General features: G+C 68.8%; 14 protein-coding genes. 3 read left to right on the top strand and 11 right to left on the bottom strand.

Annotated elements, in window-relative coordinates; translation table 11 throughout:
- A complete protein-coding gene (locus ACSFBF_RS24700; RefSeq protein ID WP_435471610.1) occupies nucleotides 1–804 on the top strand; it encodes an exodeoxyribonuclease III in 804 nt (267 codons plus the stop codon).
- A gap of 9 nt (nucleotides 805–813) precedes the next feature.
- Here the strand turns inward: ACSFBF_RS24700 and ACSFBF_RS24705 are convergent, their stop codons facing one another.
- The 10 genes from ACSFBF_RS24705 to ACSFBF_RS24750 are packed head-to-tail and all read right to left on the bottom strand — an operon-like array spanning nucleotide 814 to nucleotide 10833.
- Nucleotides 814–2328 (bottom strand): amidohydrolase family protein, encoded by a 1515-nt coding sequence (locus tag ACSFBF_RS24705; RefSeq protein ID WP_435471612.1) that lies wholly within the window; start codon nucleotides 2326–2328, stop codon nucleotides 814–816.
- A gap of 35 nt (nucleotides 2329–2363) precedes the next feature.
- Complete coding sequence (locus ACSFBF_RS24710; RefSeq protein WP_435471614.1) at nucleotides 2364–3419, bottom strand: ABC transporter substrate-binding protein; 1056 nt, start codon at nucleotides 3417–3419, stop codon at nucleotides 2364–2366.
- Nucleotides 3420–3440: 21 nt separating this feature from the next.
- Complete coding sequence (locus ACSFBF_RS24715) at nucleotides 3441–3854, bottom strand: DUF3830 family protein (RefSeq protein ID WP_435471616.1); 414 nt, start codon at nucleotides 3852–3854, stop codon at nucleotides 3441–3443.
- On the bottom strand, nucleotides 3851–4627 hold the full coding sequence (locus tag ACSFBF_RS24720) for an ABC transporter permease (protein ID WP_435471618.1): 777 nt from the start codon (nucleotides 4625–4627) through the stop codon (nucleotides 3851–3853). Before ACSFBF_RS24720 ends, ACSFBF_RS24715 begins: the two co-directional genes overlap by 4 nt.
- Nucleotides 4624–5508, bottom strand: coding sequence for an ABC transporter ATP-binding protein (locus ACSFBF_RS24725; protein ID WP_435471620.1), 885 nt, complete (start codon nucleotides 5506–5508; stop codon nucleotides 4624–4626). The genes ACSFBF_RS24720 and ACSFBF_RS24725 overlap by 4 nt, the downstream gene beginning before the upstream one ends.
- 8 nt (nucleotides 5509–5516) lie before the next feature.
- Complete coding sequence (gene atzD / locus ACSFBF_RS24730; protein WP_435471622.1) at nucleotides 5517–6662, bottom strand: cyanuric acid amidohydrolase; 1146 nt, start codon at nucleotides 6660–6662, stop codon at nucleotides 5517–5519.
- Complete coding sequence (gene allB, locus ACSFBF_RS24735; RefSeq protein WP_435471624.1) at nucleotides 6659–8128, bottom strand: allantoinase AllB; 1470 nt, start codon at nucleotides 8126–8128, stop codon at nucleotides 6659–6661. The genes atzD and allB overlap by 4 nt, the downstream gene beginning before the upstream one ends.
- A gap of 10 nt (nucleotides 8129–8138) precedes the next feature.
- Nucleotides 8139–8930 carry an SDR family NAD(P)-dependent oxidoreductase gene (locus ACSFBF_RS24740; protein WP_435471626.1) on the bottom strand — a complete coding sequence of 264 codons (792 nt, stop codon included), beginning with the start codon at nucleotides 8928–8930 and terminating at the stop codon, nucleotides 8139–8141.
- Between the two features lie 14 nt (nucleotides 8931–8944).
- The gene (locus ACSFBF_RS24745) at nucleotides 8945–10000 is read right to left on the bottom strand and encodes an ABC transporter substrate-binding protein (protein WP_435471628.1); all 1056 of its coding nucleotides are present in this window, start codon (nucleotides 9998–10000) and stop codon (nucleotides 8945–8947) included.
- An 11-nt stretch (nucleotides 10001–10011) separates the two neighbouring features.
- Nucleotides 10012–10833 (bottom strand): cysteine hydrolase family protein, encoded by an 822-nt coding sequence (locus ACSFBF_RS24750; protein WP_435471630.1) that lies wholly within the window; start codon nucleotides 10831–10833, stop codon nucleotides 10012–10014.
- 128 nt (nucleotides 10834–10961) lie between these two features.
- Between ACSFBF_RS24750 and ACSFBF_RS24755 the strand changes: the two genes are divergently transcribed.
- Nucleotides 10962–11870: a LysR family transcriptional regulator gene (locus ACSFBF_RS24755; protein ID WP_435471632.1), complete on the top strand. Its 909-nt coding sequence runs from the start codon at nucleotides 10962–10964 to the stop codon at nucleotides 11868–11870.
- Between the two features lie 4 nt (nucleotides 11871–11874).
- Here ACSFBF_RS24755 and ACSFBF_RS24760 read toward each other — a convergent pair whose 3' ends face one another.
- Nucleotides 11875–12780 carry a LysR family transcriptional regulator gene (locus tag ACSFBF_RS24760; RefSeq protein ID WP_435471633.1) on the bottom strand — a complete coding sequence of 302 codons (906 nt, stop codon included), beginning with the start codon at nucleotides 12778–12780 and terminating at the stop codon, nucleotides 11875–11877.
- A gap of 102 nt (nucleotides 12781–12882) precedes the next feature.
- Between ACSFBF_RS24760 and ACSFBF_RS24765 the strand changes: the two genes are divergently transcribed.
- Nucleotides 12883–14121, top strand: a complete 1239-nt coding sequence (locus ACSFBF_RS24765; protein ID WP_435471635.1) for a flavin-dependent oxidoreductase — start codon at nucleotides 12883–12885, stop codon at nucleotides 14119–14121.
- Nucleotides 14122–14139 lie beyond the last annotated feature (18 nt).

The following is a 14139-nucleotide window of genomic DNA, read 5'->3' on the forward strand; positions in this document are numbered from 1 at the left end:
GTGTTCAAACTGACCAGTCTCAATCTCAATGGCCTGCGTTCGGCCGCTACCAAAGGCGTGGCCGACTGGGTGGCCGAACTTGCGCCGGATTGTATTTGCATGCAGGAGATCCGGGTCCAGGCCAGCGACATCGAAGGCCGGTTCGAGGAAATGGCCGGCCTCAAGGGCCACTTCCACTTCGCCGAGAAGAAAGGCTACGCCGGCACCGCCGTCTACACCAAGCACGCTCCGAGCCAGGTCGTGGTGGGCTGGGGCGACGCCGAGTTCGACGCCGAGGGCCGCTACCTCGAACTGCGCTTCGACACGCCCAAGCGCAAGTTCTCCGTCATCAGCTGCTACTTCCCGAGCGGCAGCTCGGGCGAAGAGCGGCAGGAAGCCAAGTTCCGATTCCTGAAAGGCTTCTTCCCGCACCTGTTGGCGCTGAAGAAAGAGCGCGAGTTCGTGCTGTGCGGTGACATCAACATCGCCCACAAGGAAATCGATTTGAAGAACTGGCGCGGCAACCAGAAGAACAGCGGCTTCCTGCCCGAAGAGCGCGCCTGGATGACGAAGCTGCTCGACGCCGGCGCCGAGGGCGCGGGCCTGGTCGACGTGTACCGCATGCTCAAGCCCGACACCACCGGCGATGCCTACACTTGGTGGAGCAACCGCGGCCAGGCCTACGCGAACAACGTGGGGTGGCGGCTGGACTACCACCTGGCCACGCCGAAGACCGCGGCGCTGGCGCGCACCGAGCAGATCTACAAGACCGTGAAGTTCTCGGATCACGCGCCGATCACGGTGGATTACGACTTCAAGCTGTAGAGCTCCTGCCTAGCCGCAGCAGCCGCCCATCTGTCCGCTGCGGTAGAACGGCCCGAGGTCCTCGGCCAGCGCCTTGACGGTCTCGCGCCACGAGAGGGCGCCGGCAGAGTCCGCCGCCAGCGCGCCGCGCATACGTGCCAGCAGTTCGGCGCGCAGCGCGGGCTCGTCGATGCCCTGCACCCGGCCCGCATCGACCACCACGCGCCCGCCGACCAGCACCCGGGCAATGTGGCGGCCGTTGGCCCGCGCCAGCAGCAGATCGAGCGGATCCGTCTCGGCGAAGAGCGCGTCGTCGTCGAGCGCATCCCAGTCCAGCAGCACCAGGTCGGCCGCGGCGCCGGGTTCGATGCGGCCGCCGCCAGCCAGCCCGCCGCGCACGCTGCGCGGGCCGTTGCGCGCGGCAAAGGCCCAGAGCTGGTCGCGCGTCATCGTGGTGTCGTAGCCCCAGCCGCGGTGCAGCGAGTAGGCCAGCCGCATCTCGCGCAGCGCGTCGTCGTCTTCGTCGAAGGCCATGCCGTCCAGGCCCATGGCCACGCGGCATCCGTGCCGCAGCATCTCGGGCACCGGCGCAATGCCCGATTTCAGCCCCAGGTTGGAGCTGGTGTTGACCGCGATCGTCGCGCCGCGCTCGGCAATCAGCGCCAGTTCCTCGGGCCGCGCCCAGGTGCAGTGCGCAAGCGTGAGGCGCGGGCCCAACAGGCCGATGTCGTCGAGAAAGCGGACGATGCCGCCGGGGTGATGGACATCGGCCCAGTCGCGCTGGTAGCGCGTTTCGAGCAGATGCATGTGAACCGGCCGGCTCGTATCGGCCGACGCCTGCGCGATCGCCTCGAGCAGCTGCGTGCTGCACCATTGCACGCCGGTGGGGCCGTATTGCACGCTCACGTGGTCGCCGTGGCCGCCCTCCTCGACCATGCGCGCGACCTCGTCCACCAGCGCCAGTTGCTTCGCGGGCGCCACCGGCTTCACCGCGAGCCGCCCAGCCACCGCGTCGCGGATGCCCGGGCGCAGCGCCGCAAGCACGACCGCGTCGTCGCAGTAGGCAATGCCGTGGCGGTCGCGCATCGCGATGGCGAAACCGATGCGCACGCCGACATCGCGTGCCGCACGCGCCACCGCTTCGGCTTCGTCGACATAGGACATGCCGCCCTGCACGCGCGTGTAGTGAACCATCAGGTTCGCGACACCGTGGCGCACCGAGCGCGCGAACGAAGTCGCGGCGCAAAGATAAGGATCCATGCCCGGCACCACGCCCAGGAACGGCAGCCAGCCCTCCAGCGGCTGGCCGAAGGCGCCCAGCGTGGCGCTGCGGAAGGTGCGCGCATGGTCGTGCGCATTGGCCAGCGCCGGCAGCGCGAGCAGGCGCGGCGTGCTACTGGCCTGAACTTCGCCGGCCAGCGGCTCGATCGACCGGATGCGGCCGCCCTCCAGCGCGATGCGCACATCGGATTGCGCCGGCTGCGCGCCGGGGTCTGCCAGCAGCCATGCGCAGTCGAGCGGGCCCTCGTGCATGCGAGCGAACATTTCGTTTCCTTCGTCGACAGGTGGAGCGAGGTGGCTTATGGCGCGGCGATTCTGCGCTCCGCCAGCGGCGGCAGGAATCGCCGGTCGAAGACATCGCCTGCAGCCGGCGCACTCGCCAGTTCGAACGCCTCCTTCACCTGCCCGATGGCGCGCGCCATGCGAGCGTCGTCCACGTCGCCCACGCCGCGGGCCGCAACCTCCGGCGTCAACATCACGGTGCGAAGGGTGTAGAGCAGGCGCCGCTTCTCCAGCGCCGCATTGAGCAACGGCTCGCGCTTCATCAGCGCAGCAATCGCAGCGTCGGGGTCGGCCACCGTGTCGCGCAACGCCTTGTTGACGGCACGCACGAGCCCGGCCACGGCCTGCGGCTTGTCCCTGAGCAGCTGGCGCGACACCATCACCCCGTTGCCGTACAGGTCCACACCTTGGTCGCCGTAGTGGAACCAGCGGATGTCCTTGTCCGGGTCCACGCCCTGCGCCACCAGGTTCATGTAGCTGGTCACCGAGAACACGGCCGAGCCCTCGACATGGTCCTTGAGCAGCATCTGTTCCTGCAGATTGGGCGCCATGTTCGTCCACTTGACCTTGTCCGCGTCCACGCCGTTGCGGGTCGCCATCAACGGAAACATGCGCTGCGCGGCGCCACCGGCCGGCGATCCCAGCGTGCGGCCTTCAAGATCCTTGAGCGTCTTGATGGGGCTGCCCGCCTTCACGATGAGCGCGAACGGCGCACGGTTGTAGATCATGTAGACCATCACGGGCGCGGTGCCGGGCTTGGCAGCCGCGTTCTGGATGACCGCATTCACGTCGCCGAAACCCGCGTCGTAGGCCCCGGCCATCACCTTGGTCACGGCCGCCGCCGAGCCGTCGCCCTGGTCGATCGTCACCGCGAGCTTTTCCGCGGCGAAGTAGCCCCGGTCTTCGGCGAGGTAGTACCAGGCATGGATGCCCTGCAGCTTCCAGTCGAGGACGAACTTGATGGGCGTGAGCTGCTGGGCGCGTGCTTTGCGCACCGGAAGCGCCGCAAGCGATGCGCCCAATGCGACGGACACCGCGACGACCACAGCGCGGCGGGATACTGGAAAGGACATGCGAGGCTCCCGTGGGTTGAATCAGATGGTTTCGAAGAGCACGTCCTGCGCGCCTTCCCACAGCACCCTGGTGCCGAGCGCGCGCAGCTGCTCCCGCCCTTCGACGATGGTGAGGAAGTGGTTGCCCGCAAGCGTGCCCATCTTGCTGGCGAAGCTGCAGGCGCCGTAGGCCAGGATGATTTCGGTCTCGCTGTAGCCGCCGGGGTAGAACAGGATGTCGCCCACCGATGGATGGCTGGTGTGGTTCTCGAAGCCCACGCCCAGCTGGAAGTCGCCCAGCGGCACCCAGCAGCCCTCGCCGCTCCAGCGCACGTGGATCAGCTTCTGCCGGTAAGGCAGCAGCCGGAGAAAGGCCGCGACGGTGAGCGGCGCGTCGGAGTGCGTCTGCGCCACGAAGCGCAGGCCGCCGGCGGTGATACGGACGAGATCGTTCATGCCATGGCCATGTCTGTCTTGCGCTGGGCCCAGCCCGTCATGCGCCGCTCGACCAGCGAGGAAACGGCGTACAGCGCCACCCCCATCGCCGCGAGCAGGAAAAGTCCGGCGAACACCATCGGCACGTCGAAGTTGCCGCTGGCGATCATCATCACCGTGCCGATGCCCTTGTTGGACGCGACCGTCTCGCTCAGCACCGTGCCCACGAAGGCCAGCGTGATCGCGATCTTGAGCGATGCGAACAGGTAAGGCAGCGCGCGCGGCAGGCCCACGTTCCAGAGGATGTCGCGCCTCCTCGCGCCGAGCACGCGCAGCACGTCCTCCAGCTCGGGCTCGGTGCTCGCCAGGCCGGTGGCAACGTTCACCACCACCGGGAAGATGCTGATCACCATCGAGGTGAGCACCGCCGGCACCGTACCCGCGCCGAACCACACCACGAACAGAGGCACCACCGCCACCTTCGGAATGCTGGAGAAGCCCACCAGCAGCGGGTAGGTCACGTCGTAGGCCAGCTTCGACGAACCGATCACCACGCCGATGACGATGCCCGCTCCCACGCCCAGCACGAAGCCGGCGAGCGTGGTGTAGAGCGTCTGCACGGTGTGCGGCCACAGCAGCGGCATCTTCTGGACCAGCACCGCCGCGATCTGGCTCGGGCGCGGCAGGATCAGGTCGGACACGCCGAAGGCCAGGCACACCACCTCCCAGAGCACGAAGAAGCCGACGAGCGCGCCCGCGGAAAGCAGGCGTTGCCGTGCGAGCGGCGCGATCATGCGACCACCTCTTCGAGCACATTCCCGGGCGCCACCGGCATCGGCACGGCATCGCTTTCGCGGCGTGCCTGCGCGATGCGCATGCGCAGTTGCTGCACCAGCGCCGCGAACTCGGGCGCGTAGCTGCTCTCCAGCGTGCGCGGCCGCGCGAAGCCCACGTCGCGCGTTTCGAGAATGCGCCCCGGCCGCGCGCTCATCACGCAGATGCGGTTGGCCAGATAGGCCGACTCGCGCAGGTCGTGCGTCACCAGCAGCACGGTCGGGCGCTTGGCGATCCACAGCGTCTGCATGATGTCCCACAGCTCCTCGCGCGTGAACTGGTCGAGCGCGCCGAAGGGCTCGTCGAGCAGCAGCAGCTCGGGCTCGTGCACCAGCGCGCGGCACAGCGAGGCGCGCTGCAGCATGCCGCCCGACAGCTGCCACGGCCGCTTGTCGCCGAAGCCCTTGAGCCCCACCTGCGCCAGCAGCGCATCGGCGCGCTCGGCATATTCGCCGCGCTTCTTGCTGCGGTAGTGCTGCCGGAAGGGCTCGACGATCTTCAGCGGGATCATCACGTTCTCGCGGATCGTGAGCCACGGCAGCATGGTCGGGTTCTGGAAGGCGAGGCCGATGCGAAGGCGCGGCGCCGTCGACGCATGCACACCCGCCGGGGCCAGCGTGCCGGCCGCGCCCACTTCGCGCCCGCCGGCGATCACCGCGCCCGCGCTCGGCCTCAGCAGGCCGGCCACCAGCTTCAGGATGGTCGACTTGCCGCAGCCGCTCGGGCCTACCAGGGCGACGAAGTCGCCCTTCTCGATGTCCAGCGTCGTATGGTCCAGCGCGATGGTGCCGCCGCCATAGCGCAGCATCACGTCGGACAGTTGGATGAACGCGTTGCCCATGAGGTCCTTCAGGAAAATGTGGGGTCCGTGTCGTCCACCCGCAGGATCGCGGCCACCGGGCCGCCGCCCGCGGGCCCCTGGTGCTCGGCGCCGCCCGATACGTACAGCGCCGTGTGGCCGGCCACCGAGGCCAGCACGCCGCCCACCACGGCACGCGCATGGCGCGTCGAGTGGATGTCGGAGTCGTTGAGCATGGTGTGGCGCGTGCCGCGCACGCGGCCGTCGGGGCTGGCCTCGGCCTTCGCGAGCAGGTTCACGAGCCGCCCCGACAAGGCCTGCGCATCGCGCTCCGGGTCGAGCCCGAAGGCATCGCGCAGCAAGGCGCGCACGCTCGCGGCGTCGATCGCATCGCGCATCACCGCATGGGCGATGCGGAACGCCGAGGCGCTGCCCTGCGCCTCGCCGAGCACGATGACGACGTTGTCTTCCAGCTCGATGCCGGCCGAGGCCGACGCGCGCGCGGAAAACAGCCGCCAGTCGCTCATCACGCTGGCATCGCAGACCTCTTCGCGGGCGACTTCGCCGAGCGCGACCGCGACACCAAGCGCCGATGCGCCGCGCGAATAGCCCATCGACTCATAGCTGTCGTGGGTCACGGGTGCGGCGCCGCGTGCCAGCGCGGCGGATACCTTGGCCGCGGTGAGCAGCGGGCACTTGACCTGCACGAAGTGCACGTCGTCCACGCTCTCGATGCCCGCATCGCGCATGGCCTCGGCCACGGCTTCAGCTGTGGCGTCGACCTGTGCGGTGCGGCCCAATTCCTCCGGCAGGAAGGCGCGCGTGTGCGCGACGCCGACCACGAGGCGCTTGCCCCGGCTGGCCGGCGCGCCGGACACCCAGCGCCGCGTGAACACCGTGAAGTGCGGCGACAGCACGCCTTCGGTGCCGCCCGACATCACCAGCGCCACGCGGGCATGCACCGCGTCGGGCGTGCAGCCCAGCGCGGGCGCCAGCAGATGGCACCAGGCACTGGATGCGTACTCGCGCGTGAAGTCGTTGACGCAGCCGTTGCCTTCGGTCTTTCCCATCACGGCCACGATGTCGGCCGCGACGATCTCGCCCGCATCGATCAGCGCCCTGGCGCCGCTCAGGTCGCCCGGCCCACTGCACGGAATGCGCCAGACCTGCACCTGCTGCACACGTGCCGCGCTCATGCCGCGTCCCAATCCACCGCACCCACCGGCACGGCCGTCGCAGGCACGCCGGCCGGCGTCTGCAGGATGGCGCTGCTGTAGTGCTCGGTGTTGCGCGGCCTGGCCACGGGCATCTTCTGCACGCCCTTCACCGAACGCCCCCAGCCGACCGCGTCGGCCACCAGCTTGCCCTCGCGCATCACGAAGCGCCCGCGCAGCAGCGTGTGCAGCGGGTAGCCCTTCACCGCGCGGCCGTTCCACGGCGAGATCTTGCTGATGCTCTGCAGCCGGTTCTGCGACAGCGTACCGGCGCGCTGCATGTCGACGATGGCGATGTCGGCGTGCGCGCCCGGCGCGATCACGCCCTTGGTGCCGTACAGGCCCCAGGCCCGGGCAGGGTTCACCGCGCTCCAGCGCACGTAGTCCATCAGCGTGGCGCGTTCGCGGTTCACCTCGGTCAACATCAGCGGCATCTGCGTTTCGACGCCCGGAAAGCCGCAGTCGCAGTCCCAGATGCTCTCGCGGGTCTTCTCCTCGGGGGTGTGCGGCGCGTGGTCGGTGGCGATCATGTCGAGCGTGCCGTCGAGCAGCGCGTCCCACAGCGGCTGGTTGTGCCGCGCCTCGCGAATGGGCGGGTTGAGCCGCATCACGCCGCCGAGCTTCAGCATGTGGCCGGTGTTGAGCAGCAGGTACTGCGGGCAGGTCTCGGCCGTCACGTCGACGCCGCGGCGCTTGGCTTCGCGCAGCAGGAAGAGCGAATCGGCCGCGCTGTGGTGCGCGATGTGCACGCGCGCGCCGGTCCACTCGGCCAGTGTGAGCACGCGGCCAATGGCCTCGATCTCGGCCACGGCGGGACGCGCGGCCAGGTGCGCCATGGCGTCGATGCGGCCGGCCGCCTTCATCTTCTGCTGGCGGCGCTGCAGGATCGACGAGTTCTCCGCATGCACCACCGTGCGGATGCCCAGCGGCGCGAGCTTCTCGAAGCCCTCGAGCAAGGCACCATCGGTGGGCGCGGGCAGGTTGCCGAAGGTATTGCCGACGAAGGCCTTGAAGCTGGTAACGCCCGCGTCGAGCAGTTCTTCGAGCCGGTCCACCGTGTCGTCGCCCAGCAGGCCGTGGATGCCGAAGTCGCAATACGACGACTCGGCCGCCTTCTGCTTCAGGCGCAGGGCCTCGACGGTGCCCGTCGCGGGATTGGTGTTGGGCATCTCGAACACGGTGGTCACACCGCCCATGGCGGCGGCGGCAGAACCGGTCTTCCAGGTTTCCTTGTTCGGGTAGCCCGGGTCGCGGAAATGCACGTGGCTGTCGATGGCGCCCGGCAGCAGGTACAGCCCGTCGGCGCGCATCTCCTCGCGCGCCGGCGGCATGGTGTCGTCGTGGCCGACGGCCACGATGTGCTCGCCAGCGATGGCGACGCTGGCTTCGATGATCTGGTCCGCGGACACGACGCGCGCGCCGCGAATGACGAGGTCGACTTCTTTCATGCCGGTCTCCTCAGAGCATGGCCCAGCCGCCGTCGACGGGCAGGTCGACACCGGTGATCTGGCGGGACACATCGCTCGCCATGAAGAGGCAGGCGTTGGCAACGTCGGCATCGGTGGAGACGCGGCGCAGCGCGTAGTCGGCCGCGTGCCGCGTCATGGCCTCTTCCAGCGTGATGCCGAGCTTCTCGGCCATGTTGGCGCACACCTTCTCGCGAAAGCGGGGCCCGTCGACCATGCCCGGCGCCACGCAGTTCACGTTGATGCCGTACGGGCCGGCCTCCAGAGCGAAGCTCTTGGTGATGCCGCGCAGGCCCCACTTGGACGCCGAGTAGGCCATGCGGCCGGCGCGCCCGCGCATGCCGAAGGTGCCGCCGACGTTGACCACCTTGCCGCTCCTGCGCTCGATCATCGACGGCAGCACGGCGCGCATGGTGTTGAAGCAGCCGGTCATGTTGAGCTGCACGATCTCGTCGAATTCCTCGCTCGTGGTTTCCCAGCCGGTCTTGCCGATCGGGCCCGAGCCGCCGGCCACGTTGACCAGCACGTCGATGCGGCCGAAGGCTTCCAGCGCATGCGCCGCCAATGCCTCGGTCTGCGCGCCCACGGTCAGGTCGCAGGGCACGACGATTGCCTCCACGCCGAGCGCGCGCGCCTCTTCGGCCACGGGCTCGATGGCGCCGGTGTCGCGCCCGGCCAGCACCAGCTTGGCGCCTTCCCGGGCGAAGGCCAGCGTCACGGCGCGCCCCATGCCCTTGGCCGGGCCGGTGATGAGCGCCACCTTGTCTCTCAGTTGGAGTTCCATGTCGTTTCTCGCTTTCAGTTCAGGGTCTTGGAGGGGCGCTCGGCGCGCGCGGGCAGGAAGCTGCGGTCGAACACTTCGGCGGGCGCCGGTGTGCGCGGCAGCTGGTTGGCGTCCACCACGATGTCGATGGATTTCTTCAGCCGCACGTCGTCCACGTCGCCCAGCCCGATGCGGGCCACCTCCGGGTGGCTCATGTCGTTGCGCAGCGTGGCGAGCAGCTTTTCTTTCTCGACCTCGCGCTTGAGCAGCGGCTCGCGCTTCATGACGTGGTCGATGCCCATGTCCGGGTCGGCAATGACTTCCTTCACCGCGCGGTTCAGCGCCTTCACGAAGCCTTGCACCGCCTTGGGGTTGTCCCGGGCGAAGGCGCGCGAGAAGAACACGGCGTTCGAATACAGGTCCATGCCGTGGTCGCCGTAGCGGATGAAGCGCAAGTCCTTCGCCGGATCGAGCCCCATCGCCCTGGCGCTGAAGCTCACGGTGGTGACGTAGCCGAAGGCGGCGTCGATCTGCCCGCGCGTGAGCATCTGCTCGCGCAGGTTGGGCGCCATGTTGGTGATGCTTACCTTCGACGCATCGACCTTGGCAATCTTGGCGAAGGCCGGAAACAGCTTCAGCGCGCCGTCGTTGGCGGGGCCGCCGATGGTCTTGCCTTCGAGGTCCTTGGGCGACCTGATGGGGCTGCCCTGCTTCACCACCAGCGTGAAGGGCGGCGTGTTGTAGAGCATGTAGACCGCCACCGGCGCATCGGCCGGGCGTTTCGATGCCAGGTCGATCAGCGCGTTGAGATCGCCGAAGCCGGCCTGGTAGGCGCCCGCCGCGACCTTCGGGATGGAGGCCGCGGAGCCCTCGCCCTGATCGATCTCGACGTCCAGGCCCTCGGCCTTGAAGTAGCCCTTGTCCTGGGCCACGAAGAACCAGGCCTGCGGGCCTTCGTACTTCCAGTTGAGCACGAGCTTGACGGGCACCTGCGCGGCGGCGGAAGCGGCCGCCAGGATCAGCCCGGCGGCAGCGCCCAGCGAAGCGAGCGTGCGCACGAGGCGCGGGTTTGCGAAGAAAGACAACGGCATGCGAAGGACTCCTAGCGTTTCTTGGAGAGTGGGGAAAGCGAAGCGCGCAGCGACTCGGCGGTCGCAACGAAACCGTGCAACTGCTGCACGAGGAAATGAATGCCGCGAGTGACGTAGGCGGGCGACGAGGTGCCGCACGCGTCCTTCAGCAGCACGCAGTCGTAGCCGAGAAAGTTCGCGTCCTGCAGCGTCGAGAACACGCAGCGGTCGGTGTTGATGCCCGCGAACAGCAGCGTGGTGAGGCCCTGCTGGCGCAGGATGCTGTCGAGCTCGTTGTCCCAGAACCCGCTCAAGCGGTGCTTGTGGACCGTGATGTCAACGGGCTCGACGGCCAGTTCGTCGATCACCTGCGCGCCCCACTCACCCTGCACCAGCGACGGGCCGTGGTCGATGGGCGAATGCTCCGCATAGCCGACGCCCTGGGCGCTGCGCTTGCCCTTGAACTGCACTGTGGGCGACAGGTTGAGGCGGTCCGCGCGAATGCCCCAGTTGAGCCACACCACGGCACCGCCGGTCGCGCGCCACACAGGCAGCAGCCGCGCGATGGTGGGTATGGGCTTGCGCGCCGCGCGAATGCCGATGCCCTTCTGCGCGAACCAGCCCTCGGGATGGCAGAAGTCGTTCTGCATGTCGACCACGACCAGTGCGCTGCGCGCCAGGTCGAACTCGATCGGCTGCGGCTCGGCAGGCATCTGCACGGGCCGCGGCCGCTTCGGCGAACGCACGAGGCTGATCCGGCCACCGGCGAGCGTCCAGGCGTTGTGGGATGCCGGGCCGAAGCGGACGGGCGGTTGCGCCGCATTGGTGCGCGGGGGTGCAGATCGGCGTGTCATGCGAGATCCGCACGCAGTCGCCATGCCAGAAGGTGCTCTGGATCCGTACCGATTTACGTACTGCCCGTTGCCGTTGTGGCAACAGTCATGGCAGTGCTCCTGGCGCGCTTCGTGCAATCGCCGCGTGCATGAACCACCTTCGCTTCCTGCGCTACGCAGATGAGGTCGCCCGCGCCGGCTCGATCCGCCAGGCGGCCGAGCGGCTCCATGTCGCACCCTCCGCCGTCAACCGTCGCATCCAGGACCTGGAGGACGAACTGGGCACGCCGCTTTTCGAGCGGCTGCCGCGCGGCATGCGCCTGACCGCCGCGGGCGAGCTGTTCGTGCGCTACATCCGGGGCCGCGCGTCCGAACTGGAGCGCGTGCGCTCCGAGATCGAGGAACTGCAGGGCATGCGCCGGGGCGCCGTGCGGCTGGTGGCCAGCCAGGCGCTGGCGCCGCGCTTCCTGCCGGCGGCCGTGAAAGACTTCGCCGCGGCGCATCCGCTGGTGGCTTTCGACGCGCGCATCGGCGACCACGTGCAGGCCGCCGACGCGCTGCGCAGCTTCGAGAGCGACCTCGCACTGGTGTTCAACCTGACGCCGGTCGCCGACATCGAGCGCGTGTGCGCGGTCGAGCAGAAGCTCATGGCCTTGATGCACAGGCGCCACCCGCTGGCGAAAGCGAAGACCCTGCGCCTGAGCGACTGCGCCGACTACCCGGTGGTGCTGCCGAATCGCGACACCGGCGGGCGCCAGATGCTCGAGCGCTTCCTCGCGCGCAGCTCCACGCGGATCGGGGCCATGGTGGAGAGCAACAGCTTCGAGTTCCTGCGCGGCTGCCTCTACGACGGGCGCTCGATCTCGTTCCAGATGGCCATCGGCGCCGCGGCGGAAGACCCCGACATCGTGGCCCGCGACATCGCGGACCGCGGTTTCCCGCGCGGCGAGCTGGTGCTGGCGAGCCTGCGCGGGCGGCAGTTACCGGTGATCGCCTACGCCTTCGCGGAGTTCCTGCGCAAGCGGCTCACCGAGGCCACGGCCGCCGACACCCGCTAGCAGGCTAGCGCGACAACGCAGGCAGCGCCTTCTCCAGCGTGCCCACGAAAGCTTGCATGGCCTCGGTCTCGTGCGCGCCGCGCTTGGTGATGCGAAAGAAGTCCAGCCCCACCTTCGGCTTGGTCAGCACGTCGGTGCGCACGCGGTGCCGGCGGCAGGCCGCCAGCGCAAAGGTCGGCATCACGGCCGTGCCGAAGCCGGCCTCCACCATCGAGATCAGCGTGCCGAAGAAATTGAACGCGGGCCGCTGCGCGTCGGCACGGCCGATGGCGGCCAGATGCTGGTCGATCACTTTCTGGATCGGGTTGCCGGGTGGCAGTCCCACGAGTTCGGCGCTGCGCAACGCGGACCAGGGCACTGTGCCGATGGCTGGCGGCTCCCCGGCGCCGTCGTACGGCGCCACCCGCATCAGCTGAAAGCGCCCCACCGGCGTGCGCACCAGCCCCGCCGCGGCCTTGAAGAAAAAGCCCAGGCCCACATCGGCATCGCCGGCCGTCACCATCGCCTCGACATCGCGCAGGTCGGCGTCGAACAGGCGCAGGCTCACCTGCGGATGCGCGGCGCGGAAGGTGGTGAACACCTGCGGCAGCAGGTGCGATGACACCAGCGGCGTGGCCGCGATGCGCAGTGTCTGGCGCGCGGCATCGCCCTCGGCGCCCAGCTCGGCTGCCACGTCGTCGAGATCAGTGACGAGACGCTCCACCACCGGCAGCAGGCGCCGGCCCGCCGGCGTGAGGCTCACCACGCGCGTGGTGCGGTCGAACAGCCGGCAGCCCAGCTGCTTTTCCATCTCGCGGATCAGGATGCTGAGCCCCGCCTGCGTGATGTGAGCCTGCTCGGCCGCGCGCGTGAAGTTGCCCATGCGCGCGACCTGCAGGAAGGCACGCATCTGGCGGGTCGACAAGTTCATAAGGACTCATGATAAATCCATATCACATCTAAATTTCCCAAATGACCATCTTGCGTTCCTAATGCGGCCCGAGACAAAACGGAACGCAACGACCGACCATCCATGAGCAACGAAGTCATCATCCTGGGCGCCGGCATCGGCGGCCTGACCCTCGCGCTGAGCCTGCACCAGGCCGGCATTCCCTGCCGCGTGTACGAGGCCGTGCCCGAGCTGAAGCCGATGGGCGTGGGCATCAACCTGCTGCCGCACGCGGTGCGCGAGCTCACCGAGCTCGGGCTGCTGGACGCCCTCGACAAAGTGGGCGTTCGTACGCAGGAAGCCGTGTTCTTCACCGAGCACGGCCAGCTGGTGTTCCGCGAGGCCGCCGGCCAGCACGCGGGCTACGACTGGCCCCAGTTCTCCATTCACCGCGGCGACCTTCAGACGGTGCTGTACGAAGAGACGCTGAAGCGCCTCGGCCCCGACAGCGTGGTGTGCGCTCGCCGCTGCACGGGCGTGGTGCAAGACGCCGACGGCGTCACCCTGCACTTTGCCGATGCGCCTTCGGTGCGCGGCGCAATCGCGGTCGGCTGCGACGGCATCCACTCGGCGCTGCGCAAGCAGCTGTACCCGGACGAAGGCGCGCCGCGCTACTCGGGCGTGAACATGTGGCGCGGCACCGCGCGCTGGAAGCCCTTTCTCTCTGGCGGCAGCATGGTGCGCGCGGGCTGGCTCGCGGTCGGCAAGATGGTGATCTACCCGATTCGCAACGATATCGACGCCGAGGGCAATCAGCTCGTGAACTGGGTCGCCGAGATCCACGCGCCACAGCCCGCCCTGCGCGACTGGAGCCGCACGGGCCGGCTCGAAGACTTCCTGCCGGCCTTTGCCGACTGGCATTTCGACTGGCTCGACGTGCCCGCACTGATCCTCGCGTCGGACACCATCCTCGAGTACCCGATGGTCGACCAGGACCCGCTGCCGCGCTGGACGCACGGCCGCCTCACGCTGCTGGGCGACGCGGCGCACCCGATGGTGCCACGCGGCTCCAACGGAGCCGGGCAGGCAATCATCGACGCGCGCTTCCTGGCCGGTGCACTGAAGGACATGGGCGTAGGCACCGCCGCGCTGGAAGACTACGACCGCGTGCGCGTCAAGGCCACCACGAACGTGGTGCTCACCAACCGCAGCAACCCGCCCGACGCGATCCTGCGCGAAGTGTTCGAACGCTCGGGCGGCAAGCGCTTCCAGAACATCGAAGACGTCGTGCCCGTCGCCGAGCTGCAGGCCATCTCGGACAACTACAAGCGCGTGGCCGGCTACGACCCGGTGGCGCTGAAGGCGCGCGCTTCCTACCTTTGAACACCCTCATAAAAGAAC

The organism is Variovorax nivicola, assembly GCF_051216475.1.
GTDB lineage: Bacteria > Pseudomonadota > Gammaproteobacteria > Burkholderiales > Burkholderiaceae_C > Variovorax.